The sequence below is a fragment of the Acinetobacter sp. A2 genome (assembly GCF_012371325.1).
GTDB lineage: Bacteria > Pseudomonadota > Gammaproteobacteria > Pseudomonadales > Moraxellaceae > Acinetobacter.
Map to the genome: position 1 here is coordinate 35,018 of NZ_JAAZQX010000002.1, position 26,225 is coordinate 61,242.

Annotated in this window: 22 protein-coding genes; 8 read left to right on the forward strand and 14 right to left on the reverse strand. The window is 42.1% G+C overall.

The window, feature by feature from the left end; genetic code table 11:
* Window positions 1–313 precede the first annotated feature (313 nt).
* The 5 genes from HHA43_RS01170 to rsfS all read left to right on the forward strand — a co-directional run bounded on the left by HHA43_RS01170 (window position 314) and on the right by rsfS (window position 6,369).
* Entirely contained in the window at window positions 314–3,133 is a 2,820-nt protein-coding gene (locus HHA43_RS01170) for an ATP-binding protein (RefSeq protein WP_168541480.1), read from the forward strand.
* Between the two features lie 188 nt (window positions 3,134–3,321).
* Window positions 3,322–4,107, forward strand: coding sequence for a crotonase/enoyl-CoA hydratase family protein (locus HHA43_RS01175; protein ID WP_168541482.1), 786 nt, complete (start codon window positions 3,322–3,324; stop codon window positions 4,105–4,107).
* A gap of 86 nt (window positions 4,108–4,193) precedes the next feature.
* Window positions 4,194–5,060, forward strand: a complete 867-nt coding sequence (locus HHA43_RS01180) for an NAD(P)-dependent oxidoreductase (RefSeq protein WP_168419145.1) — start codon at window positions 4,194–4,196, stop codon at window positions 5,058–5,060.
* Window positions 5,061–5,097: 37 nt separating this feature from the next.
* Window positions 5,098–5,892 carry a hydroxypyruvate isomerase family protein gene (locus tag HHA43_RS01185; protein ID WP_168460014.1) on the forward strand — a complete coding sequence of 265 codons (795 nt, stop codon included), beginning with the start codon at window positions 5,098–5,100 and terminating at the stop codon, window positions 5,890–5,892.
* Window positions 5,893–5,967: 75 nt separating this feature from the next.
* Window positions 5,968–6,369, forward strand: coding sequence for a ribosome silencing factor (gene rsfS, locus HHA43_RS01190; RefSeq protein WP_168419147.1), 402 nt, complete (start codon window positions 5,968–5,970; stop codon window positions 6,367–6,369).
* 255 nt (window positions 6,370–6,624) lie between these two features.
* Here the strand turns inward: rsfS and HHA43_RS01195 are convergent, their stop codons facing one another.
* From HHA43_RS01195 to HHA43_RS01210, 4 genes are all read right to left on the reverse strand, one after another.
* Complete coding sequence (locus HHA43_RS01195; protein ID WP_168419149.1) at window positions 6,625–8,070, reverse strand: NAD(P)(+) transhydrogenase (Re/Si-specific) subunit beta; 1,446 nt, start codon at window positions 8,068–8,070, stop codon at window positions 6,625–6,627.
* Between the two features lie 3 nt (window positions 8,071–8,073).
* Window positions 8,074–8,397 (reverse strand): proton-translocating transhydrogenase family protein, encoded by a 324-nt coding sequence (locus tag HHA43_RS01200; RefSeq protein WP_168419150.1) that lies wholly within the window; start codon window positions 8,395–8,397, stop codon window positions 8,074–8,076.
* 11 nt (window positions 8,398–8,408) lie between these two features.
* Window positions 8,409–9,536: a Re/Si-specific NAD(P)(+) transhydrogenase subunit alpha gene (locus HHA43_RS01205; protein WP_168419151.1), complete on the reverse strand. Its 1,128-nt coding sequence runs from the start codon at window positions 9,534–9,536 to the stop codon at window positions 8,409–8,411.
* 455 nt (window positions 9,537–9,991) lie between these two features.
* The gene (locus HHA43_RS01210) at window positions 9,992–10,219 is read right to left on the reverse strand and encodes a hypothetical protein (protein WP_168541484.1); all 228 of its coding nucleotides are present in this window, start codon (window positions 10,217–10,219) and stop codon (window positions 9,992–9,994) included.
* A 176-nt stretch (window positions 10,220–10,395) separates the two neighbouring features.
* Here HHA43_RS01210 and HHA43_RS01215 point away from each other — a divergent pair, with 176 nt between their 5' ends.
* On the forward strand, window positions 10,396–11,319 hold the full coding sequence (locus HHA43_RS01215; RefSeq protein WP_168419153.1) for a DMT family transporter: 924 nt from the start codon (window positions 10,396–10,398) through the stop codon (window positions 11,317–11,319).
* A 113-nt stretch (window positions 11,320–11,432) separates the two neighbouring features.
* Window positions 11,433–12,623 (forward strand): MFS transporter, encoded by a 1,191-nt coding sequence (locus tag HHA43_RS01220; RefSeq protein ID WP_168541486.1) that lies wholly within the window; start codon window positions 11,433–11,435, stop codon window positions 12,621–12,623.
* 24 nt (window positions 12,624–12,647) lie between these two features.
* On the opposite strand, the gene HHA43_RS01225 is transcribed toward HHA43_RS01220, so the two are convergent.
* Window positions 12,648–13,301 (reverse strand): hypothetical protein, encoded by a 654-nt coding sequence (locus HHA43_RS01225; protein ID WP_168541488.1) that lies wholly within the window; start codon window positions 13,299–13,301, stop codon window positions 12,648–12,650.
* A 235-nt stretch (window positions 13,302–13,536) separates the two neighbouring features.
* Between HHA43_RS01225 and dusA the strand changes: the two genes are divergently transcribed.
* Window positions 13,537–14,556, forward strand: a complete 1,020-nt coding sequence (dusA, locus tag HHA43_RS01230; RefSeq protein ID WP_168541490.1) for a tRNA dihydrouridine(20/20a) synthase DusA — start codon at window positions 13,537–13,539, stop codon at window positions 14,554–14,556.
* Window positions 14,557–14,632: 76 nt separating this feature from the next.
* On the opposite strand, the gene HHA43_RS01235 is transcribed toward dusA, so the two are convergent.
* The 9 genes from HHA43_RS01235 to HHA43_RS01275 form a co-directional block, all read right to left on the reverse strand.
* Window positions 14,633–15,403 (reverse strand): ThiF family adenylyltransferase, encoded by a 771-nt coding sequence (locus HHA43_RS01235; RefSeq protein WP_168417914.1) that lies wholly within the window; start codon window positions 15,401–15,403, stop codon window positions 14,633–14,635.
* A gap of 45 nt (window positions 15,404–15,448) precedes the next feature.
* On the reverse strand, window positions 15,449–16,285 hold the full coding sequence (locus HHA43_RS01240; protein ID WP_168417913.1) for a TatD family hydrolase: 837 nt from the start codon (window positions 16,283–16,285) through the stop codon (window positions 15,449–15,451).
* A gap of 1 nt (window position 16,286) precedes the next feature.
* Window positions 16,287–17,291, reverse strand: coding sequence for an RsiV family protein (locus tag HHA43_RS01245; protein WP_168541492.1), 1,005 nt, complete (start codon window positions 17,289–17,291; stop codon window positions 16,287–16,289).
* Between the two features lie 85 nt (window positions 17,292–17,376).
* Window positions 17,377–18,192, reverse strand: coding sequence for a hypothetical protein (locus HHA43_RS01250; RefSeq protein ID WP_168541494.1), 816 nt, complete (start codon window positions 18,190–18,192; stop codon window positions 17,377–17,379).
* A gap of 89 nt (window positions 18,193–18,281) precedes the next feature.
* A complete protein-coding gene (locus HHA43_RS01255) occupies window positions 18,282–19,874 on the reverse strand; it encodes a peptide chain release factor 3 (RefSeq protein ID WP_168417910.1) in 1,593 nt (530 codons plus the stop codon).
* Between the two features lie 200 nt (window positions 19,875–20,074).
* Window positions 20,075–20,818 (reverse strand): hypothetical protein, encoded by a 744-nt coding sequence (locus HHA43_RS01260; protein WP_168541496.1) that lies wholly within the window; start codon window positions 20,816–20,818, stop codon window positions 20,075–20,077.
* 40 nt (window positions 20,819–20,858) lie between these two features.
* Window positions 20,859–21,248, reverse strand: a complete 390-nt coding sequence (locus HHA43_RS01265) for a hypothetical protein (protein ID WP_168417908.1) — start codon at window positions 21,246–21,248, stop codon at window positions 20,859–20,861.
* A 198-nt stretch (window positions 21,249–21,446) separates the two neighbouring features.
* Complete coding sequence (locus tag HHA43_RS01270; protein ID WP_168460005.1) at window positions 21,447–23,513, reverse strand: putative bifunctional diguanylate cyclase/phosphodiesterase; 2,067 nt, start codon at window positions 23,511–23,513, stop codon at window positions 21,447–21,449.
* 337 nt (window positions 23,514–23,850) lie between these two features.
* Window positions 23,851–26,049, reverse strand: a complete 2,199-nt coding sequence (locus tag HHA43_RS01275; protein ID WP_168541498.1) for a carboxy terminal-processing peptidase — start codon at window positions 26,047–26,049, stop codon at window positions 23,851–23,853.
* Between the last annotated feature and the right edge of the window lie 176 nt (window positions 26,050–26,225).

Below are 26,225 nucleotides of genomic sequence, written 5' to 3' on the forward strand. Positions count from 1 at the left end.
CAATATTAAGGTGGGCTTATTGTATGAAAAAATGCACCTTCCTGCACGTTTTTCACTGGCTTTTTATCAAATCTACAAGAGTCTGCCGAGAATTTATGCATTCCTTTACATCGTTGCGGCCCCTCATTGCTTTGACTCATTTTTTATCGCTTCAACCACATCAAATACCGTTTAAATCCACACGACTTAACTTCTATAAATGACCTACGCATCCATGAAAATCGACATCTCTAGCACAGAAGCAGATGAAAACACAGTCAGCCGAAATAAAGCATGCTAAACTGCCTTGCATAAGGATTAAACTGCATGAACCATGTCAAATATCAACAAAAAGTTATTTAAGCGCTTGCACTTAAATCATGCTTATGGACAGCTGATTGCGCTCATTTTTGTGCCAATTATGATTTTGGCATGTGTTGGAACCATGTTGGTTCTATCTGAAACCTCTAATGCAGCCAAAGCACAACAGCGGCAAATGGCAATTGCGATTTTGACCCGATTTGAATTACCGTCTGAAGCAGCCCTACATCAATTATCTAGCTTTCCATGGAAGTACGAAGAAGCACGTTCTTATATGCAAAATATGATGAACGAAAAGCATTTGATTCGTACTGCACTGATTGATGCCACAGGTACACGACGCTTAAGCATGGGCTTTCAAGACCAAGCGGGCTGGCCAAAATTTCCAAAAAATGCCGAGTTTTTTGGCCCAATTCTATATAACAATAATCATGTTTATGGCATGCAAGTGCAGCAAGACATCAACCAACCTGCATGGTTATTGATTGAGCTAGACAATCAACCGCTACAAATTGCCCGCTATCGGGTCATGATTGTCTTGATTGCCACAGGTTTACTGACCTTATTACTGTTATTGCTGTGTCTGAATTTCTATTCACGTCGCTGGATTGCGCCAATGTATGAAATTCGCATGCAGTTGCAACGTCTGAATGCCGATACGCTTGATCAACACATGGTGATTAACAGTACGGGTGAACTGCGTTTATTACAGCGTGATATTGCCAATGTAGTCAAACGCCTGCATTTCAGCTTTTTGGAACTCAAAGAACATACCGAACAAACTGAAGATGACTTGCGTCGTACCCTCGACACCTTAGAAGTGCAGAACATCACCTACCGTCAAGCACGTGACCAAGCGATTTCTGCCAACCAATCCAAATCGGTATTTTTGGCTAATATCAGTCACGAACTCAGAACCCCGCTGAACAGTATAGATGGCTTTATTCACCTGTTATTGCGTCAGGAAAACCTGAGTAATGAGCAGAATTTGTATTTACAAACCATTCGTAAATCGTCTGCGCACCTTTTGGCTTTAATTAATGATGTTTTGGATTTTTCCAAAATTGATGCCGGTAAACTGGAACTGGATACTGCGCCTTTTGATTTAGAAGAAGCTATTTTTGATGTGATGGATATGCTCTCGCCGTTGGCCGCGCAAAAGCACATCAACATGGTTTTTTACTTTGCCGACAACGTACCACAGCATGTGTTGGGTGATGCTTTACGCTTTAAACAAATTTTAACCAACCTGATTTCCAATGCGATTAAATTCACACCCGATGGTGAAATTATTGTACGTGCGCGCGTGGAACATGACGATATTGGACAATGCCTGATTCACTTTAGCGTACAGGATAGTGGCATTGGTTTAAGCGGCACAGACCGCAAAAAGCTGTTCGAATCTTTCTCTCAGGGCGATACCTCAGTCACGCGTCAGTTTGGTGGTACAGGCTTAGGCCTTGCGATTTCCAAGCAATTAGTGCATTTAATGCAAGGTCAAATTGGCTTTGAAGACAATCAAGAACGTGCCCCAACAGAAAAAGGCTCAACCTTCTGGTTTACCGCCATGTTTGCGGTAGATGAAGCACATGAGCAACAGCACCCGAGCTTTAAAGATGTGCAAGTGGTGTCATATTTGGCACACCCTGCTACTGCCAATGTTTTGCGTCATTATCTAGAAAATTATGCAGTGCAACACATTGACACAGCCTCTATTTTAGATTTATTCAGCCGCTTAAAAGATGTAGCAAATACGCAAGACAATACCTGGTTAATTGTGGATCACAGCAGTGACACCGAAGCGCTATTGAAAGAAATTCGCACACGTTATCAGGGAAATTTGGCTGTTTATGGCTATCAAATGTCAATTGACCCAAGTGTGTTGAATGAGTACCGTGCACGCTCCTTGTATCAACCGCTCAGTCGTTCTGCGCTGATTCAATTACTCAACAATGAACACAACTTTGTCGAACCTGATGCAACTTCATTTGATGGTAAAGGCTTGCACATTTTGGCAGTAGATGATCACTTGCCAAACCTGATTGTTCTAGAAGCTTTATTGGGCGAACTCAACGTCACCACCACCAAGGCACAAAGTGGTCAGGAGGCTTTAGATATTCTGCAACAACGTATTGAGCAAGGATTACAGCCTTTCGATTTGATTTTCATGGACATTCAAATGCCTGTTATGTCTGGGGTAGACACCACCCGGGCGATCCGTTCTTTAGAATCGACACTGGAAAATCACAAACGTCTGCCAATTATTGCCCTGACTGCACACGCACTTGCCGATGAAAAACAAAAACTGCTGAAAGTGGGCATGGATGACTATGTCACCAAACCGATTCAGATTGAGCAGATCATTCAGATTCTCACCCACTGGACCACGCAAAGTTTTAATAAACCGCCTGCGGTTGATAAAGCCATTGTAATTGAAGCACTTGATCCAGACGTGCTGAACTGGCAACAAAGTCTGATGCTCGCTGCCAACAAAGAAGACCTTGCAGTAGATTTACTAAAAATGCTGGTCGACAGTTTTGCCACCGAATTAAATGAAATGGAACAACTGATTGAACTGGAAGATTTTCCGCAACTCGAGCACGTATTGCATCGGCTATATGGTGCAACCCGTTATGTTGGCACACCAAACCTGCAGGATGTCACGGGCTCATTTGAACAGTTTGTATCGACCTTGCGCAAGGAACGTCGTAAAGCCGACGAACTCTTTGTGCAGGAAGTGCTGAATCGTTATCAGGAGCTAAAAGCCTGCATCCAACAAGTGGAACATGCAGCAGAACATATTTTTGCTCAACACACAGCAACTGGTTCGTAGTAAATCTGGGATGAATAGCATTTCGTCAAAGCAAAAATAGCGTTTTAAATACACGTTTCACAAAAAGCATCACATGATTTTTAGGAATCATTTCAGGCAGAGTCCACCGTTTTGGCCGTGACTCTGCTGTCATTTATCTTGGGTCTGTGCATGCTATGCTTTGCCCAGTCAAAACAAGAGTGCACAACATGACCTTACTTCGTATTGAAAAAAATAATGGCATTGCAATCGTTTCATTAAACCGTCCAGACAAGCGCAATGCGATGAGCTTTGCCCTGCTCAAGGAATTGGTACGCACCGCAGAAAAACTGAAAAAAGACCGTAGCTTACGTTGTGTAATTTTAACAGGCGAAGCACAAGTTTTTAGCGCAGGCATTGATTTAGCCGACCTAAACAATCCACAAAACCGTGCTTTTGCAGCTTGGGAACTGATTAAACCAGGACAAAGCCTATTCCAAAAAGCATTTTTGGTTTGGCAAGAGTTACCTGTACCTGTCATTGCAGCAATGCAAGGTTATTGTTTTGGCGCAGGCATGCAACTGGCATTGGCTGCCGACATTCGTATTGCGCATCCCGATACACAAATGTCGATCATGGAAAGTCGCTGGGGCTTAGTGCCAGACATGGGACTCAGCCGCTCTTTAAAAGGTTTGATTGGTTTAGACCTTGCCAAAGAATTAACCCTCACCGCACGTATTTTTGATGCGAACTATGCTAAAGAAATTGGTTTAGTGACACATCTTGCCGAGAACCCATTACAACAAGCACGAGTGCTTGCCGAAGAAATTGCACAGCGCTCTCCCGATGCTTTGGCAGCAGCCAAACAAGTATTGGATGCCATGGAACACACACCTGCAAAATCTTTACGCTTAGAAAAAATTTGGCAATTAAAATTATTATTGGGTAAAAATAGCCAATTGGCGCGTAAAAAGGATAAAAATCCAGAAGTACGCTTTGCCCCACGTCAATTTTAATCGCAAAATCTGCTGCCTACTTTGACCAAAGGCGAGATTGACATTTCATCAAGGGCTTGTAATGTAGGCAAAAAGGAGAACTCGCTATGCACTTTGACCATGACACACAAATCGCTTTTTTAGGTATGGGACTCATGGGCACGCGCATGGCGACCCGCTTAATTCAGGCAGGTTATAAGGTTGCAGTATGGAACCGCAGTCCTGCTGCATGCGAACCATTAATCAATGCAGGTGCTAAACTGCTTCAGCTGCAAGAGATCGGGCAATACCCTGTCATTTTGACCTGTTTAGCAGATGATCATGCAGTTCAAAGTGTATTTGATCAAATTGAACCGTACTTAACTGCCCAACAAGTCATTGTTGATTTTTCCAGCTTATCGGTTGCACAAACCAAAGCCCTTGCACAACAAGCCAAGCAAAAACACGTGACTTGGATTGACTCACCTGTATCTGGTGGCACCGCGGGAGCAGAACAAGGTACGCTAGTAATTTTTGCAGGTGGCGATGCCAACACTATTGAAAAATTAAGCCCAATTTATGCGGTGCTGTCACAACGTGTGACCCGCATGGGCGAAACCGCAACAGGACAAGCCACCAAAATTTGCAATCAATTGATTGTTGCCGCAAATAGTACCTTAATTGCAGAAGCCGTTGCCCTTGCTGCTCAAGCAGGTGTAGATACACAGCTACTTGCCCCAGCTTTGGCAGGTGGTTTTGCCGATTCAAAACCGTTTCAGATTTTAACCCCACGTATGGCCACCCACAGTTTTGAACCTGTGCAATGGAAAGTACAAACCCTGTCTAAAGATTTAAATAATGCAGTGCAACTTGCCGCAGCGTTTCAGCTGCAGATTCCTGTTGCCCAAAAAGCTCTATCTCAGCTTCAAGCCCATCAGGCTAAAGGTTTTGCCGAAGCAGATTTAGCCAGCATTATTTACCAAGTTGAAGCTTAAATTTTTTCATTACCATTCCTGAGCAAGGAGCTTATGCATGTCTAAACTTGCGGTTAATCTGTCAATGATATTTACCGAAGTCCCATTAATTGAACGCTTTGCCCTTGCTCGCCAACATGGTTTTCAGCACGTTGAAATTCAGTTTCCCTACGAGCTCAGTATCGAACAAATTCAAACTCAACTTCAGCTGCATGCGCTTAGCCTGTGTCTGATTAATGTGCCTGCGGGTGACCTCATGCAAGGGGGCGATGGCTTAGCGGGGGTACCCGGTAAAGAACTTGAATTTCATCGTGGCTTAGAACAAGCCATTACCTATGCCAAAGCCCTAAATGTTCCAAGTGTGAATATTTTGGCAGGCAAACAACCTGCCGATGCAGACTTGTTACCTTGCTTAAACACACTGGCAGAAAATCTAAAACTGGCTTGCTCCATGCTCACTGAGCACCAGATTCAACCTGTATTTGAAATGATCAATGGCACAGATATGCCACGTTTTCTGGTACAGAACATTGCCCAAGCTCAGGAAATGTTAGAAGCTGTCAAACACCCTGCACTCAAAATGCAATTCGATTGTTATCACATGGCCATGATGGGTGAAGATGTGCTCAGCGCACTACAGGAAAACTTGCAAGATATTGGTCATATTCAATTTGCTGACTACCCAGGACGCCATGAACCTGACACAGGCCATTTGGACTATACCGCATTATTTGCATGGTTAGCGCAAAGTAATTACGCAGGTTATGTCGCTGCCGAATATCGCCCACGTTTAACATCAAATCAATCATTTGCGTGGAAAGACAAGTTTTTTCCGGCACAACAAAATGGTTAAAATCGGTGCGATTTGAATTTTTAGGCCAAAACGGCTATATTAGACGATGAATAATTTTAGGAAATTATACACCCCATGAATTTAGAACCATCGCCCGGCGCTTCTAATTCTCACGATCTTGCAATGAACACCGCAAAGCATGACGTACAAACTTGCCTTCAAGTTGTACATGAAGCACTACTCGATGTAAAAGCCAAAGAAATTGTTGAGCTTGATGTCAGCAGCATCAGCAATGTTGCAGATGCGATTGTCATTGCCAGCGGCACATCAACGCGTCATGTTAAATCCCTTGCCGATAATGTTGCTGAAGAAGCACGTAAAGCGGGTTTCCGCCCAATCGGCATTGAAGGCGAACGCGATGCTGAATGGATCTTGGTTGATCTTGGCATTGTTGTGGTACATCTTATGTTACCAACTGCACGTAAATTCTATGACCTTGAAAGCTTATGGCGTACCACACCTGAATCGGTTGCCTAATCTTTAAAGCTTCAAAACAGACCCAAGAAAATATGCAAAAGCGACTTTAAATAAGTCGCTTTTTTATGTGCAGTGTTTAAAAAATCATATGCAAACCAACTTACGTATTTGCACCACACAAGTCCCACCTTAACCCACTGACGATGGTCTCCGTGCGCTGATAATTTTCCGAAGCATGATCTTTAGCTTTCTTTTACACTCTCTTATACAACGAACAAAAAACCGCCCGAAGGCGGTTCTTATCAGTCAGTTCACTTAGTGACCTGTACCGTTGATTGACTTCGTCATATCTTCCACAACTTTCTTAGCATCACCAAAGATCATCATGGTCTTGTCGTTATAGAACAAGTCGTTGTCCAAACCTGCATAACCCGTTGCCATTGAGCGCTTGATCACCATAATGGTACGTGCTTTATGCGCTTCAAGAATTGGCATACCGTAAATTGGCGAGTTCGGATCGTCTTTTGCTGCTGGGTTCACAACGTCATTCGCACCAATAACAAGTACTACATCTGTTGCTGGGAAATCTGAGTTGATCTCATCCATTTCTAAGATGTCTTCGTATGGTACGTCTGCTTCTGCAAGTAATACGTTCATGTGACCTGGCATACGACCTGCCACAGGGTGAATCGCAAAGCGAACAGTTACACCTTGTTCTTTCAGCAAGTTAGCCAATTCTTTAACTGCATTTTGTGCACGACCTTGCGCCATACCATAACCTGGTACAATCACTACGCTGTCAGCATTTGACATCAAGAAGCCAGCATCATCTGCAGAACCTGAGCGGTAGTTACGTTGTACTTGCTCACCAGCGCCAGCAGTCGGTGCTGCTGCACCACCCATCGCACCACCAAACAATACGTTGATGATTGAACGATTCATCGCTTTACACATAATGTACGACAGAATCGCACCCGATGAACCTACAAGTGAACCCGCAACAATCAGCATGTTGTTTTCAAGTGTGAAACCAATCCCTGCTGCAGCCCAACCTGAGAATGAGTTGAGAAGTGATACCACCACTGGCATATCACCACCACCTACAGGTGCAATCCATACCCAACCAAATGCAAGTGCAAGACCAGTCATTGCCCAGAATGATGTCATGTTTCCAGTCAAGAAGAAGTGGATACCAAAACCTAACATGGCAATGAAAATCAATGCTTGAACAGGTTTAACCCATGCACCTGAAATGGTTTTTGCCCATTTCTTTGCAGCCAGCTTGCCGTACGCAAATACAGATGCAGTAAAGGTAATTGCACCCACGAAACACCCCACAAACAATTCAAATAAATGAACTTTGCTCATTTCATGGAAATTAATACCATTTGCAGCCAACAGGTCTGGACCTAATTCCACCAACTTGTTGTTATGAATAATTGCAGCAATGGCAATTAAAACTGCTGCTAAACCCACCAAAGAGTGCATCAGTGCAACTGTTTCAGGCATTTGAGTCATAGGAACAGTACGTGCGCGAGCAATACCAACAATTGCACCTAAAACCATAGCACCTACGATCATCCAAACCACTGGATTATCTGCCACAAAGAATGTGGTCAATACGGCAATTGCCATGGCGATCATGCCGTAGCGGTTACCTGCAATTGCTGTTTTTGGACCAGACAAACCACGAAGCGTTAAGATAAAAAGTACAGCCCCGATTAAATAGAACCAGTCTGCATATTCACGAATAAATTCCATGCATTAGCCCTCTTTTTTCTTTGCTTTTGGTTTGAACATTTCCAGCATACGTGCCGTTACTGCGAAACCACCAAAAATATTGATACTTGCCAAGAACACAGCAATAGCACCCAGCACACTCACCACGTTAATGGTTTGAAAATCGACACTACCTTCTACACCCACCATTGGTAAGCCAACAGTTTGAATCATCGCACCCACGATAATGATCGAAGACAGCGCATTGGTTACCGCCATAAGAGGCGTATGCAATGCAGGCGTTACGCCCCAAACCACGTAGTAACCTACGAAAATGGCAAGGACAAAAATCGTAATTGTTTCAACCATGAGAGTTCTCCTTAACCACGCTTTAACAGTACTTGACCGTTATGGGTCACCAGCAATGCTTTCTGAATTTCTTCTTCAGGATTCAGTGCAAAGTTCTTGTCGTTATCAAATAATGTTTCAACAAAATTCAATACATTACGTGCATAAAGTGCAGAGGCTTCAGTCGACACTGTAGATGGAATGTTTGGGATACCCAAAATTTTCACACCATTGGCAGTCACAACAGTTTCACCACATTGTGAACCTTCGACGTTACCGCCTGTTTCTACTGCCATATCTAAAATGACTGAACCCGGTTTCATCTTCGCAACAGTTTCAGCTTTGATTAAACGTGGTGCATCACGACCAGGCAATAATGCCGTGGTAATCACAATATCAGCATTAGAAACAGCTTTATCTACAATAACAGCTTGATCTTTAATGTATTGTTCACCTGGCATCCAGCCGTAGCCATTTTTGGCAGCATCTGCAGCTTTTTGCTGTTCTTCTTCAGACATTGGCACGTCTAGCCATTTACCGCCTAAAGACTCTACCTGATCTTTCGCAGTTGGACGCAAGTCAGTTGCTTCTACTACCGCACCTAGACGTTTTGCCGTTGCAATGGCTTGCAGACCTGCAACGCCCACACCCATGATCACAACACGTGCAGGTTTTACAGTACCCGCAGCCGTCATTAACATTGGGAACATGCGTTGGTATTCTGCTGCAGCCAACAACACTGACTTATAGCCTGCCAAGTTGGCTTGTGATGACAACACATCCATATTTTGTGCACGTGACAAAGTACGCGGCAAAAGCTCTAACGCAAATGCAGACACCTGAGCCGCAGCAAACTGATCTAATTCAGTATTGCGGTAAGGATCAAACATCGCCACGACAGTGCTATTCGGTGCCAATTTCTGAATTTCATCACCCTTCGGGGCACGAACTTTCAAAATCATTTGACTGCCACGATAAGCATCATCTGTCAGGCTTGCACCCACTTGTTCATAAGCACTGTCGATATAAGCGGCTTTAACACCCGCACCACGTTCAATGACTACGCTATGACCCGCGCTAATCAACTTCTTTACTGTTTCTGGCGTCGCAGCGACACGATTTTCACCGACAACAGTTTCGGTTGGAATTCCGATCTGCATGAGCGTCCCTCAAGCTAGTTTTTCTTAAGTCAACATCGTGGATAACGATGCTTTCCCCTCAGGATAAGTTTTGTTGAATTTTTGGATTCTAATGCAACATTTTTAAATTACCACCCAATATTTATTTAATAAATACCCATATTTTGAACTGATGATTCATAAAAATATTGTTGCGAGATATAATTGATAGGTTTTGCTTCTTTAATATAAGTCTAATTATTCAGCAATAACCGTATTTGGCAGGATCAAAACGACAGCACAGCAGTTTTGAGTTAGCAGTTCATCACATTTAAATGAATTTTGCATTGATCATTCTGACATGCATTTGGCTAAATTGGGAAAATCCGACTTAGACCCAAAAGATCATATATCTATACATTTGACCGCTAAAACTTAAAACTTCAATGCCAAATTGACTTTTCTGACAAATTTTATCGCTCGCTATACGTACTAATTTAGAGCCTATACCTCCCCATTAAAACCTTACAAATACCAACCTTTGCCTTATCAATAAAATCTAAAAGTGGCAGCAGCAAAACTTTTAAACCCTCTGTAAATTTATTCAGTGTATGTCTAAGTTGACCGCTATTATTTTTTTGAATTTTTTTAAACATCATTTTTTCTGATGATGGATTTTGTGTGTTTTGTAATATTTTAAAAGTTTTTGCACTATTATCGTGCAACCACAATCTATTTTACTTTTCACTTAATTTCGATGTTTTAAAGCAGACCCTTCACACAAAATCCGCTATGCTTAGTTGTTGATTTTTCCTGCCACACTGGCTGCTTTAAATCCTATGCAGGATCACTCAACTCTTTTTATCGTACTTTACATTCATCCCTCACTTTAGCTTTTGCCATGATCAAACTTAATGCCACGCAATGGGGGTCCATCTTTGCGCTATTCGCTGCATTTTTGTTCAGCACCAAAGCGATTTTTATTAAACAGGCTTATGCACTTTCGCCATTGGTCGATGCCACTGTGCTCATGGCTTTACGTATGGCCAGTGCCTTGCCGTTTTTTCTGTTGATTTGCTGGTTCAACCGTCAGCACAGCCGCAACATTTCCAAAGGCAATTGGCTACTGCTGATTTTTTCAGGTTTGATCGGCTATTACTTTTCTAGCTGGTTAGACTTTTTAGGGTTGATGTTCATTAGCGCATCATTAGAACGGATTATTCTTTTTTTATATCCAACTCTGACTGTATTGGCGTCTAGCCTGATCTATAAACAAAAACTCAGCTGGCTGAGTTTACTTGCCATTGCTCTGAGTTATGGCGGCACAGTCATTGTGATGCTACAAGAACAAAGTAACACACCACACGACTCATACTTTTGGCTAGGCAGCAGTTTAGTCTTTGCCAGTGCGGTATGTTTTGCGGGTTATTTGCTGCTGACTCGACGATTGATTCAACATTTTGGCTCATGGAATTTTACAGGCTTGGCTTTAAGCATTGCCTGCTTAGGTACCTTGGTTCATTACTGCTTGGCCACACCGCATCCTCTAGCTTTGATTCAGCAGCTGCCATTACAGGTACTGGGCTACGGCGTTGCCTTGGGCATTTTTGTGACAGTACTGCCTACCTTGTTAATGGCGCACAGCATCGCCCGTTTAGGTGCAGCACAATCAGCTATGATTGCCTCAATTGGCCCCATTTTAACGATTTTATTGGCGACAGCATTTTTAGGTGAGCACCTGAATGGCATACAATGGTTGGGCTGTCTGCTGAATATTATAGGGGTGATGATGATTACATTGTCCAAAAACAAGTTTTCACATTAAAGACTTAAAACATCACCACAAAGTTTAGGATACTCACCGATTTTTTATTGCTCAAACTCAAACAGCATCCTATTTACTCACAGCATCACACTGCCTTATAAGCTAGGAAGACTATGAATACTGCACCTGACATTAGCCAAGACAAAACCCTTTTATGGTTAATGGCGATTGCCTGCGGTTTATGTGCAGGTGCAAATTATTATTGCCAACCTCTGATTTACTCCATTCATCAATCTTTTCAAATTCCACAGTCACAAGTTGCACTGACTGTGACATTTGCACAAGTCTCTTATGCACTCGGCTTACTGTTTATTGTACCGATGGGCGATATTGTCAATAAAACCAAGTTCATCCCCTTGCTCATGTTCTTGGCATCGGTAGGTTTATTTTTGTGTGCCTTTTCTAGCAATTTAAGCATGCTTTGGATTGGCACCATCATCACAGGGCTATTCTCTGTGGCGGCACAAGTATTAATTCCTTTTGCGACCATGACCGTAAAACCTGAAAAAATGGGAGAAGTTGTTGGTTTGCTGATGAGTGGTTTATTGGTCGGTATTTTACTTTCGACCAGTTTAGCAGGCTTGCTATCTAATTTATTTCACTGGAAAGTGATTTATCTGCTCAGCGGGATATTCATGTTGTGTATTGCTGCGGTACTTAAAGCACGTTTGCCTTTTATTTCTACCAGCAAACTCAGCTACTTTGCAGTATTTCAGTCCATGGGCCGACTGATTTTAGAAGAACGCCGCTTGGTGTATCGTGCATTACTCGGGGCTTTTGCTTTTGCTGCGATGAGTGTTTTATTTTCCACCATTGCCGTATTACTCAAATCTAGTTTTGGCTTAGCCGATGTCATGGTCGGCATTGTGGCTTTGGTCGGAGTATTTGGCGCACTTTCGACCAAACAAGTGGGTAAAATTGCAGATCGCGGCTATGTCACAGCGCTGACTTGGGGCGGCTTAACCTTGCTCGGTATCAGCTGGATATTTCTCTACTTTGGTCAATTCCAACTGTGGAGTTATATTTTAGGTTTTGGCTTGATTAACCTTGGCTTAGCGACTGTGCATAGCAGCAATCAAAATATTATTTTCCGCTTACGCCCAGATGCCAAATCACGTATCAATTCAGTCTATATGACCAGTTATTTTACAGGTGGTGCCTGCGGTTCCGCTTTAGGGATTTACGCATGGCAGCAAGGCGGCTGGCTATGGAGCTGTATGGTTGGACTGTGTTTTGTTGCAGCCGCAATGTGCTTTGCCCTGCTTGATCACACGCATCAGCGCAAGCATCTTGCAGAAGCTTAAAGTGACTGACGACAACCATCCAGTTTAGGACATTTGCATCACAGGATAAAAAGGCTGACTCCACTCATTCCATTCTAAACTTTCAACATTCTCCAATAGAATTTGGATAAAACACGGCAGTAATGCCGAAAGTAAAAGACTGGCATGACTGAGCTGTTTGCGGTTAATTGCACTATTATACGTTGCACCGCCTTGCACGAGTTGTTGATGCAAAGTCGATAAGCGCTTGAACACAAAGCTTAAAATACTGGCTGAATCGTGGGTATGCAAAGCCTGCATGATGTGCTGTTTTTCCGATTCAAAATCTGTACGCCAGGTACCTTCGCTGATTTTTTGATTGCGCCAATCCCAAAAACTTTGACACAAATACGGATTAGTCAGTAAAACCTCCAAACTTTGTGGATGCTTTTCCCACAAAATTCTAGAAATCCGCTGATCAACATCTTTTTGATAAACTCTAAATGCAAACTGCTGTAAGGTCTGTTGTTCTTGCTCTGCCGCTTTCCCTTGTGCGTATAAGGCATTCAGCGCTACCCAAGTGCTCATAAATTGCAAATCAATATCATCATGCAAAGCAATGGCTTTTTTCCACCAACTCAAACTGCGCTGCATGCGTAAATTAAAGGCAGCAGAAAACTCGTTTTTCTTGGTTCGATAAATTTCTTCTAAAACCAGCATATTATTATCCCTCTTATCCCTCTTATGCCGCTTTATCGTTATCTTTTCAACATACTAAAAAAAGTTAAAGGATACAAATACCCAATCGTTCAGTCGCTTCGCTTTCTTGTATCCTTTTATTAGGCGCTACAGTCTCAAAATACCCCCTTATTAGGATGCTACGCTAGCGCTGTCGATTTTTGCTCAAACCCCGTATAATGCGCGGCTTATCTTTGCTCTTCCAGTCAGGTGTGTTATGACGCGTGCCATCCAAAATTTACAGCCTCGTATATCCGTTGCACCTATGATGGATTGGACTACTCGTGATTATCGTTTTTTTGCACGCTTGTTTAATCCAAACATTGTGCTATACACCGAAATGGTCACAACAGGCGCCATCTTATTTGGAGATGCCAAACGTCACCTCGATTACAGCAAAGAAGAACATCCAATTGTGTTGCAACTAGGTGGCTCAAACCCTCAGGATTTAGCAAGCTGCAGCAAAATGGCGCAAGACTGGGGCTATGATGAAATCAACCTAAATGTCGGCTGCCCAAGTGATCGGGTACAAAACAATAAAATTGGTGCCTGCTTAATGGCAGAGCCTGATTTAGTGGCTGAATGTATTGCCGCGATGCGTCAAGTGGTGGACATTCCTGTGACAGTCAAACACCGTATTGGCATTGATGATATGCACTCTTATGAAGAAATGCTGCATTTTGTCGATACTGTTGCACAAACAGGCTGTACTCATTTTATTGTGCATGCACGGATTGCTTTGCTGCAAGGTCTATCGCCTAAAGAAAACCGTGAAGTTCCGCCCCTGCGCTATGAAGATGTCTACCGCTTAAAACAAGACCGCCCTGACTTATTCATTGAAATTAATGGCGGAATTAAAACCTTTACAGAAACTCAGGCGCATTTACAGCATGTCGATGGGGTGATGATTGGACGTGAGGCATATCACAATCCATATTTATTGGCAGAACTTGGCCAATTATGGAATCTCGAACAGCCTGATCGTTTTGAAATTATGCAGCAAATGTTGCCGTACATTGAGCAACGCTTACAACAAGGTGCTCCCCTATCTGTGATTACCCGCCATATTTTGGGTTTATTCCAAAACTTACCTGGTGCACGAAAATGGCGTCAGGCCTTAAGTGGTGGCAACGCCAAAACCTTTGCCGATGTCGAAAATGCGCTAGCCAATATTCAGGCGGCCATGCAACGTACAGAAGCCTATTTAAAAGAGCAGCAGTCGCTTCAGGCAGAATAAATTTCAATTCATACTTTTAGCAAGACATCGTTGTAAAAGATCATGCTGAATACGCCCATCATGGCAGGTGTTCTGCCTATTTTTTGCTGTGCAGTGCATCCAGTTTTTTCAGCACTTCAGTCACAGCCACCATTGCAAAACTGGACGTAACCACCACAGCCGAACCATAACCACCGCAACGTAAGCCTGCACTTGGGCAAACATCTGCGCTGGAAAATGGATTATCTATAGAATACACGCAGGTAATGCCAAACTTTTCTTTTGGCTTTTTACAAATGCCTTTGCTGCGTAATTGGGCACGCAATTTAGCCAGCATTGGGTCTTGTTCGGTTTTAGATAAATCTGCTACCCGAATTTTAAGTGGATCAAGCTTCCCACCTGCACCACCCGACACAATAAGCGGTATCTTGTTAAAACGGCAATGCAACATTAACGCCAGTTTAGCTTTAACATCATCGATGCAATCCAACACCAAGTCAGGGGCCGTTGCCAATAACACTTTGACGTTGTCAGGGGTTAAGTAATCATCCACTAAATTAATTTTGATGCGTGGATTAATCGAACGACAACGCTCTGCCATCACATTAATTTTTTCATGTCCTAAGGTCGAACTCATGGCAGGTAACTGACGGTTAATGTTCGATGCTGCGACCACATCCATATCGACCAAAGTCAGCTCACCTATGCCTGTACGCGCTAAGGCCTCGACCGCCCAAGAACCAACCCCGCCAATACCAATGACCATCACATGACTATGCGCATAATGTTGAAATGCACTGTCACCATAAATTTTGGCAACGCCTGCAAAACGGCGTTCATATTCGTCATCTTGAAGAAGGTCAGTCATGCGCTCATCAAATATAGTTTCAAGGTAGGGGCATTTTACTGTGTTTCAGGGCTTGGGTGTTGTTTCACGCACATCTAAAACCTGAAATGTATTTTGCCAAAGCTGTTCAGCTAGCGCTTGTGGTGAGATATTCAAACAAGCCGCTAAACCTTCAAGCACATAGATCAAGTTGGCAGGCGTATTGCGGGTACGGGTTTGAGTATCGGTTTGGCAACATAATGGCGTCATGTCGGGACAGTCGGTTTCCAAAACCAAATGCTCAACACCAATTTCTTGTACAACACGACGCAGTTTTTTTGCATTAGGGTTAGTGATCTGTCCTGTCACACCAATTTTAAAACCCAGTTTGATCAGGGCTTTCGCCTCTTCGACCCCACCACTAAAAGCATGAGCGATGCCGCCAAGTTTAAACTGTTGTTGTTTTAAAATTTTTAATACATCGGCATGCGCTTTACGGATATGTAGCAATACAGGCTTTTGCCAATGACGGGCAATTTCCAATTGGGCTGTAAAAAAATCTTGCTGTTTTTGAAATTCCTCAGCGTGTTTATGTTCAGCTAAAAAAGTATCTAAACCAATTTCCCCCACAGCAATACAATGTTGCTGTTGTAAAATTTGCTCCAAATCGTGTAAATGCTGACGCTGATGCTGTTCGATATAAAACGGATGCAGCCCAGGCGCCAAATGACTACGTGGCGCCTGATCAAGTTGATTCAAATACTGCTGGGTTGTAATCAAATCCTGAAAGCGTGATTGCACAAAACCAATCAGTACTAAATGTTCTACCCCCGCAGCCTTGGCCGCATACGCCAATTGCTCCCGATCAGCATCAAAATCGGCAACATCAAAATGGGTATGCGTATCAAATAGCGGGAGGTTCATATTAAGACTTCGGCTTTGCTTGGGCATCACTGCTTGCGGCTTCACTTGCCGCTGCAGGCTGTGTTTCAGCTTGTGGCAAGTAAGCAGTTTTTAAAATACCCTGTAAATCTGCATAAGGAATGGTCAAACGTGGCAACCCTACCACATAAGGCCCAATTTCATATTCTGCATATTGCAAAATCAGTCCTTGTTGGCCTAGGTAATAATTATCAGACAGTTTAAATTTCCACGCCTGCTCATATTCCTTCACGTTGGTAGACAATTCAGATTCGATCACCCAGTTTTTAAATGCCTCATAGGCTTTACCTTCTAATTGTGGGCGCTGCTGATCTAACAAAATGTCATTCAATGTGACTAATTTTTTCTTTTCTAAATCAAAATTATAATACTGCTGCGCCGATGTACCATGCGCTCCGCCTAAATAGCTACTGCTATTTAACACTACCGTTGCTAAGGGTTGATCTGCATTCAGAATTTTAGGCTTAATCATCAAACTGATTTTATGATTCGAGCTGAGGGCTTTCAGCTCCTGATCAAGCATTAAAAAACTTTGCACATACGGCACTGTTTGCTTTTCCAGTTTTTGTGCCAAAGTTTCTACTTGAGCAATTGCGGCGGCTGTTGGGTTACTAGCAGGTGCTTCAGCAGTACTTGCTGCAGCCACTTCTGCTGCCTGTGCGGCTGATGCTTCTGAAGCAGCCTGTTTTGGTGCAATCGTCAATATTTGCGAGAGTTCTTTAATAATTTGCTGATCAATAAAATGATCAATAAATGCCTGATTACTGTTTAAACGCTCAATAGTCATTTCAGGGCAATTCTTGCCCTCACATTGTGGCAATGCCAAGTTCAGTTTTTCAGTATCACCCACGAGTTTTAAACTTTGCTGTTCAACTTCTGTTTGACTTGGCTCAGCCGTTTCTGGCTCAGTTTTTTTAGGCTGACACGCTGTGACCCCTAAAGTTGCAATTAAAATACTGACCGTTAATATCGTTTTATGTTTCAACATGAATACAACCTTTTTTTGATGAGCATATACGTGACCCAATCATAGGTACGTGTTGCTGCTTATAATCACTCTCTACTAAAACCTACTAAAACATAGATGGGTAGATTTCTGCTTTTAAAACTTGTTGTGTTTGTGCTTTGCTTAGGTAAATATCAAACTGTGGTCCATCTTGCACAATTTCATGGGTACGGTAATGCAAACCTAAGCCTTGATCATCAAAAAACCAGTCTGCCTGCCCCCAATATAGTTTTTCTGGCGCATTGTTTTGTATTTCGCTGCTCTGTTCTTTCAACCAGTCTTGATAGGCCTGCTGCACAAAGGTATGCATCTTAGTTTGTTGCTTAGGATCAATTACATCTAAAACAGATAAAGCTTTTTGCTGTTTGCGGTCTGCCACAAAGAAATAATAACGCTCTTTAATGTGCGTACCTTCTTGCTGGGTATCTACCCCAACCTGTAACAATACATACTGATTACGCTGATAGGCAATTCGAGTGTACATCGCCAATTCATAGGCTTTATTTTGTGCCAGTGCTGCCTGCCATGCATCAGATTTTTTCACATAAGCATCTACCGCTTGCTGCAAACTCATATTTTGCTTTAAGCCAATTTGATCTTGAATCACCATGGCCTGATTTTTGGCAATCCAGTCATTTAGCCATGCATCTTGGGTATTTAAAGTTTGAATTTCCAGCTCTATGCAATTTCTGTTTTCACAAAAAGGCAAAGCAATAGCTGCGGCTTGTTGTTTGATATTTAAATAAGGTAAAACTTCAGCCTGATCTTTCTGAAAAATAGAGGTTTGCTCATCTGCATTTTTATTTTGTTGAGATGAGTCACAGGCACTGAGTAAGATCGCCCCACTCAACATTACTCCCAGATAGACTGTTTTTTGCAGCATGACATCCCCAATGTATTTATCTAAAAATAATCACCAGCCATAATAAAACAGCTTCGTGATGAAGCTGTTTTATTTTTGAAAGCTTGAACTTAGTGCTCACGCGTATTTCTAAACTCAATATCAGGATAACGCTCTTGCATTAACTGTAAATTCACGCGGCTAGGTGCGAGATAAGTTAAGTGACCACCACCATCGACCGACAATTGGTCGTGGGCTTTTTTCTTAAACTCGTTAAATTTTTTCTCATCTGCACAAGACACCCAACGCACGGTATTGATGCTGACTGGCTCATACATACAATCGACTTTATATTCTTCTTTCAGGCGATACGCCACCACTTCAAACTGCAAGACACCCACAGCGCCAACAATCAAGTCATTGCTGTTTTGTGGCATAAAGACCTGTGTTGCACCTTCTTCTGAAAGCTCTTTCAAGCCTTTTTGTAGCTGTTTAGATTTTAAAGGATCTTTCAAACGTACACGACGGAACATTTCAGGCGCGAAGTGTGGAATACCTGTAAATTGTAGCTTTTCACCTGAAGTGAATGTATCACCAATTTGAATGGTACCGTGGTTATGCAAACCAATAATATCACCTGGCCATGCTTCTTCTAAATGCTGGCGGTCACCTGCTAAGAAGGTTAAGGCATCACTAATACGCACATCTTTATCTATGCGTACATGTTTCATTTTCAAGCCTTTTTCATACTTACCCGAACAAATTCGCATGAATGCAATACGGTCACGGTGTTTAGGGTCCATATTGGCCTGAATCTTAAATACAAAGCCACTAAAGCCTTCTTCATTGGCTTCAACAATACGGTCTTGTGTCGGATGTGCCTTCGGTGGTGGTGCATATTCACTAAACGCATTCAGGACGTGATCTACCCCAAAATTGCCCAATGCGGTACCAAATAACACTGGAGTTTGACGGCCCGCCAAGAATTCTTCACGGTCTAATGGCTCATTCGCCATTTGCACCAGTTCCAGTGACTCTTCAAATGCTGCCCAAGCCAACTCACCTACTTTTTCACGTAAATCTGCATGGTTATAACCATCGCGAATTTCAATTTCAGTAATGGTTGAACCAAAGCCTGATTTGTAAACATAAAATTTTTCTTCAATCAGGTTAAATACACCGGCAAAATCACGCCCCGTACCCAAAGGCCAAGTAATTGGAACACATTTAATTTTTAAGACGTTTTCAATTTCATCTAACAATTCCAATGGCTCACGAATTTCACGGTCCATTTTGTTCACAAATGAAATAATGGGGGTGTCACGCATACGACACACATCCATCAATTTGATGGTTCGGTCTTCGACCCCTTTTGCACCATCAATTACCATCAAGGCTGAATCCACAGCCGTTAAAGTACGGTAAGTATCTTCAGAGAAATCTTCGTGCCCTGGGGTGTCGAGCAGGTTAATCATTTTGTCTTTATATGGGAATTGCATCACCGAGGTGGTAATGGAAATTCCACGCTCTTTTTCCATTTCCATCCAGTCAGATGTAGCACCACGGTCAGACTTACGGCTTTTCACCATCCCTGCAACCTGAATGGCCTGTCCCCATAACAGCAGTTTTTCTGTCATGGTGGTTTTACCAGCATCGGGGTGGGAAATAATCGCGAAAGTACGTCGCTGTGCGACCTGCGCCGCTAACTCATCTTTAAAACTCATGCAAGACACCTACTGCAGAATCGCAGTGTATAAGACCAAAATGATCAATATGAAAAATTGGCGATATTGTAGCAGATTTATGCTTTTTGTCTTCACAAGTTACTGGGCAGCAAAACACTGTGCTCTTATTTCTACCTTGTCTTTCTCAAATGCAAACAGAGACAGATTATTCTTTTAAGTCGGTGTCTGATTGTAAAATCTTAGATATAAGCACTTCGTGACTCAAATATCTGCGTTTTGATGTCATCACAGATAAATCGATTATCGGCAAGGAATGAAACAATCAGCGCGTCATTGACCTCAAGTAACTTGTATTGCAACTTTTCCATTAAATTTGAACATCGTGCCAACTTACAAAGTTGCTTTCTATGCCCGCTGCGATACAAAGAAAACTGCTGCGCTGTGGTCATATACGCTGTTCGATCAATGAAATCAGGGACTGTAAAGCCGTATTGTGCTGAAACTTCTGTCTCAGGATTGGCTTTTCTTCGGATATGCTCCTCTCTCATTTCCTGCATGATTTTGTGTTGAGCTTGCGCTGAAACATTAGGATGATCTAAGAGGATATTCCATAAATAGCGATTCGAGCGCTCCAAATGAACTGGAAATTGCTGAAGTAAAGCCATTTGCACTTTAGCTGTTAAGTTTTGATTACCCACCAAAACAATAGCCTGATCATGCACTAGCTGAAGTTGAATTTCCTCACAAATAGAAACGTTTTTAGCCAGAAAACGTCTGACCACATTATTTTCTGCCAAAAGCGCACGTTGTGTATCCAAACCAATAGCAGGATGTTGCGCCAACAGCATTTTTATACTCGGTTCATGTACAGCGCGACCCTGCCAAGTGTCTTCATATTCAAGTAACTGCTGTTGGTCATGTGTTGACAGCTCATTTTGTTTGAGCAGATTCAATAATGCTGTACGTATGTGCTTAGATTGCATCGCATCACCTGAATTATTAGGAACTATAAAAAAGATTGCTTCAGTTTTCCCAAAAACCTGGCTCATCGTGATGTTTATTCTGCATGGCCATGTCCAAAGGACAATAAAAGAAAAGCACACCTTTAATCTTAGGTTTTCCCTGCTCGTCTTCCAAATGCCGACTTAATCGCTGATAGACAGGGTCGTTTTCATCATAAATCACATCTAAATACAGCTGTCCGTGATATGACTCAAAACTATATTCACTCGCCATTCCCGCACAGAACTGATAAGAAATATCCTGCTCATCAAGCCAATTGATTAAATCTTGGCGTATCTGCCAATTTTTATAATCGTAATCAGGATATAATTCTCGATCAAAATCTACATACAAAACATCGCGTTGTTTTTCTCGTGCAATTTGATCAATATGCTTAATTAAAAATGGCATTGTTATTATTCCCAAAGTAATATTCATTATATAAATGGGCTGATCATATGCTTGTTCTTAGCAAGCCTTTTGCTCTGCCATGCTCAACCACACTGTGAGTATCTCACCCAAGTTGGACAGGTTGTGTCGTAGCTTTTGAAAAATAAAATGTATAAAGCGTAAGCTGTTAATTTTTAAAATTAAAAAAGTTTTCAATCTTTAAGCAGGATAAGTAAATACGCTCTCTAAACGCTCGACATCCATGGGCATACCGAGCCAATAGCCTTGTAATTGCTGACACCCCAAACGGGTTAAAATTTCAGCCTGTTGCTGATTTTCAACCCCTTCTGCTGTCACTGTTAGGCCTAATTTAATGGCCAATTGAATAATACTTTCTAAGATAACTTCTTCTTTGCTGTTTAAGGTTAAATCGTGAATGAATGCACGATCAATTTTAAGTTCATCCACAGGCAGTTTTTTCAAATACAAAAAGCTGGAATGGCCTGTACCAAAATCATCAATCGCCAATTGAATACCCATTTGACGTAAACGTTCAAAACTACGAATACTCGACTCAATATGATGCATCGCAGTCGTTTCAGTCACTTCAATCATAAGATGCTGCGGTTGAATATTATAGCGCTTAAATAAATTTTCTAAGTTTGAAAACAGATGCTTATGCTCAAACTGCACTGCCGACAAGTTCACAGCCACTGGAAATAAAGATATTCCCGCCTTTTCCCAAGCCTGAATTTGTTTAAATGCTTCTTCAAGCGTCCAATAACCTATTTGAATAATTAGACCTGTTTTTTCAGCCCCTTTAATAAACATATTGGGCGTCAATAAACCATGCACAGGATGATACCAGCGAATTAATGCCTCAACCCCACAATTTTTGTGTTCCACTGCCGTAAATTTAGGTTGATAAAACAAGGTAAATTGTTGTTGTTCTACGGCTTTATATAAATCATTGATTAATTTACTTTGGCTTTTGGCTTCTAGTAACTCCAAATCATAACTAAATACCGAACTGGTATTTCGTCCCTGATATTTCGATGTCAGCATGGCTGCATCGGCATTCATTAAAATATCTTGCAAGTTGCTGCCATGTTCTGGGAACATCGCAATCCCAATACTGCCTGAAATATTAATTTCCTTGCCCGCGATTAAGAAACTTTGTTGGATCAGTTCCAAAACCTGTTCTGAAATTAAGGTCGCTTCTGCAATATCGGTATGCTCAATCACCAATAAAAATTCATCACCGCCAATTCTGAGCAATTGTGTTTTGTCACTCAAACGAGTTTGCACACGCTTGGACAATTGAATTAATAACTGATCACCTACATGATGCCCAAATACATCATTCACAGCTTTAAAACGGTCTAAATCAATGTATAAAAATGCAACTTTGCTACCTTTTTGACGATGCTCAGAAAAAAGTAATTGTGCATATTCAGCCAAATACAAACGATTTGGCAGTTTAGTTAGGTTATCTTTAACCGCCTGATTGGCTAGTTCACGATTTGCGATAGATAATTTACGGCTTTGCTCTTCTAAACGCTGTTCTAGCATCGCCACACCCAAGGCTGCTGCAAAAATTAGCCCTGTAATGGTCAAAACCAGCAAAAGTGCTTGATTTTGCTCCAATTGATCAGGTCTTAACTTGGGTAAGTTTTCTGTAGAGTGAAAATGCAATGCTTCCATGCCAATATAGTGCATGGCCACAATGCTCAGACTCATTAATACCGCAATTAAAATTTTATAATGTGCCTGACGTCTAATCCTGCATTTTGCTCTGAACATTAACCAGAAGGTGACAATAGCACCAATGATGGCGACCAAAATTGAAAGCAGCACAATCGTCGGGTCATAATGACTACGATAGCCTTCTACGACCACACCCATCATTCCCGTGTAATGCATACCCGCAATTCCTAAGCCCATCAACAGGCCACTCAGAATTAAGCGTGGTAAAGGTAAAGTCGATTTGGTGGTGAGCCAGACTGCAAAAGTAGAGGCAAGAAAAGCAATGAAAAAGGAAAGTGCGGTAAAACTCAGATTAAATTGATACGGCGCAGGAAAATGGCAGGCCAGCATACCCACAAAGTGCATACACCACACGGCTGCACCTAAAAGCACACCACTAATAAATAAAGCAATCGTTTTATTTTTTTGTTGCACATTCTGAAATAACAACTGCTCAATAGACACTGCAAAATAGCAGGCTAAAATTGAGATTGCTATTGAACCTATTACAAGGCTCAGATCATAGTGCACATGAACCATTATAGGCTTCCGTTTCGATCATCATTTATTGTTTTTACCTGACTCAATCCCATGCTCTCTGCTTAACAAAAAAAACATTAAAACTACTTTATTTACTTCTTGAATTACATAAAAACAAAACATTATCGCTAGAGTCTAATACAACTTGTTTCTGGTCAATAGACAAAGTTACAATAAATATAAAACTTAGCTTTGCCTCATTAAATTTAAGCGCTGATATCAGTTTAAAACGTACTTAAAACCAGACAGCCATTGCTTTTGCAACATGCATAAAAAAACCAGCACATCATCAATCATGGGCTGGTTTTCTTTAAAACACGCTTAGATTAATACAAGTTTAATCTGCTTTTTGGGCGCCTGTTTGCAACATGGCATAGTCTTGTAAAACATGTGCCGCCTCAACAACAAATGCTTCTTCTTCAGGCAACGCTGGACGCTGTGCTGCTTTCATTTTTGCACGTGCTTCTGCCAAGGCATCAATAGAAGCCTGATAGCTTTCCCAGTTTGCAAATGGTTTGAGTCCTGTTTCCTGACGACGCTTGTTTTCAGCAGTCAAAGTTTGCTGCTCTAGTGCCATTAACTCGGCTCTGCGCTGTTCAATATCTAAGACAATACTTTTACGTTCTTCAGCTTGCTTCGCAATTTGCTTACGCTGTTCCAAATATTTAAATTGTGGATCTAGCGTGACACGTTGCTGTGACAATTGACTTAATTTGCTGATATAAGGCTGTACTGAGCCTTCACGCTTAAATGGTGCAGTTGGAATGGTATCCCATTTCAATGCATTTTTAGCTTTACGCTCACCAAACTCTTCATTGTAAATATCCACCAGTTTAATGTCTGGAATCACCCCTTTATTTTGGGTACTGCCACCTGTAATTCGGTAGAATTTACGCTGTGTTAAAGTCGCTTGCCCATAAGCTAAAGTGTCTAGTTGCACTTGTGCCGTGCCTTTACCCGTGGTGGTGCTGCCAATCACAATCCCGCGCTGGTAATCCTGAATAGCGGCAGAATAAATTTCACTAGCAGAGGCTGAAGCTAAGTTAATCATCACCGCCAATGGGCCTGCATAAGTCTGTGCACCGCCATCGTCATCTTCAAACACGCTGACATTGCCATTGCCATCACGAATTTGCACCACAGGGCCTGACTTAATCACTTGCCCGAGCATACGTGCCACTTCTTCAAGTGAGCCGCCTGGGTTATTGCGCAAATCTACAATAATGCCTGCCACATTTTTTGCAGCCAGCGTTTTCAGTGCATTGTTGGTATCTTCAGAAACTGAGCGATATTCATTACCCGCACGGCGTGCACGATAGTTCAAATAGAAAGATGGAATTTCAATCACACCGTAAGTATAAGTTTGACCATCACGTTGGATGTCAATAGTACGCGAACGAACTCCTGCATCCTCTTCCTGAATTACATCACGCACAATGGTCACATTACGTGCCTGATTCATGGCAGCACCAGCCCCAAGTAAACGCACGGTCACTTTAGTGCCACGTTTACCACGAATCAAACCGACAATTTCATTACTTGGCCAACCGACCACATCCACCATTTTTTCGCCATCTTGCGCCACACCAATAATGCGGTCACCCGATTTCACCTGTCCTGTTTTACTGGCAGGGCCACCCTCAACAATGGTTTCAATTTTGGTGTAATCTTCATTGCCTCGTTCAGGACGAATCGACACCCCAATCCCTTCCAACTGTAAAGTCGTTTGACGGTTTAGCTCCATCGCATCGACTGGTGGGAAGTAGTTACTGTGCGGATCGTAAGTCAGCATCATCGCATTTAAAGTTTTGTCCAGTACATCATCACTCTTTAAACGATTCATGCGCTCTAACTGACGTGTATAACGTTTGGTTAGCGTTTGCACTGGGGTCAAATCTTCAGGGCTAGCCAAATCTTGCCCATTGGTCAATTCAGGATTGTCTTTAATGGCTTTTTGTTTGGCCAGTTCTTCTTCTTTGCTGATGGTGAGGTTAATCAGCTGAGATACCAGCATTTTTTGCCAGTGCGCACGCATTTCTGCTTCTGTTTTAAAGAACGGTGCTTTTTCACGATCTGTTTCAATACTGACATTCGGCTGTTTTAAATTTTGTGGTTTTTTCAGCTCTGCCAACATGAAATTATAAAACTGTTTTAAACGCTCACGGTACTGCGTATGAATTTGATACGGCCCAGCCAAATTACCCGCTTTTAAGGACGCACCAAAAGTTGCCGCATACTGTTTACGGTACTGTTCAACTTCCTTTGCCAAAAACAAGGTGTGGTCTGGGTCTAGACTGTCGATATAAAAATCAAAAATACGCTGAGATGTAGACGCATCCAAACGCTGATTTAAATAATGCTGACGATCGACCAAGGTCGCCAATTGACGCGAAACCAAAGCTTGTTCCTGCGTCGGCACAATACTGTTGGCCACTGCAGCGGTGTTATTGGCTGCAATCGCTTCATTAATGGCGTGAGAAAAGAAAAAACCGCCAGTTGCAATAGCAACCGCACAAGCGATGGTTTGAAGTTTCATAAAAATATTTACGTCCTTGGTTTTTGACCAATCTCTGCTTTTCAATGCGAATCGAGCAGATTCAAAATCTTATATAACTTAATTAGGTTCTGTCGTGTAGTTTTATCATAATCTGTACTGTCAAAATGTAGCAAATCATTGCAGAATTCGGGTATTGTTTTTTTATTGATAAAAAT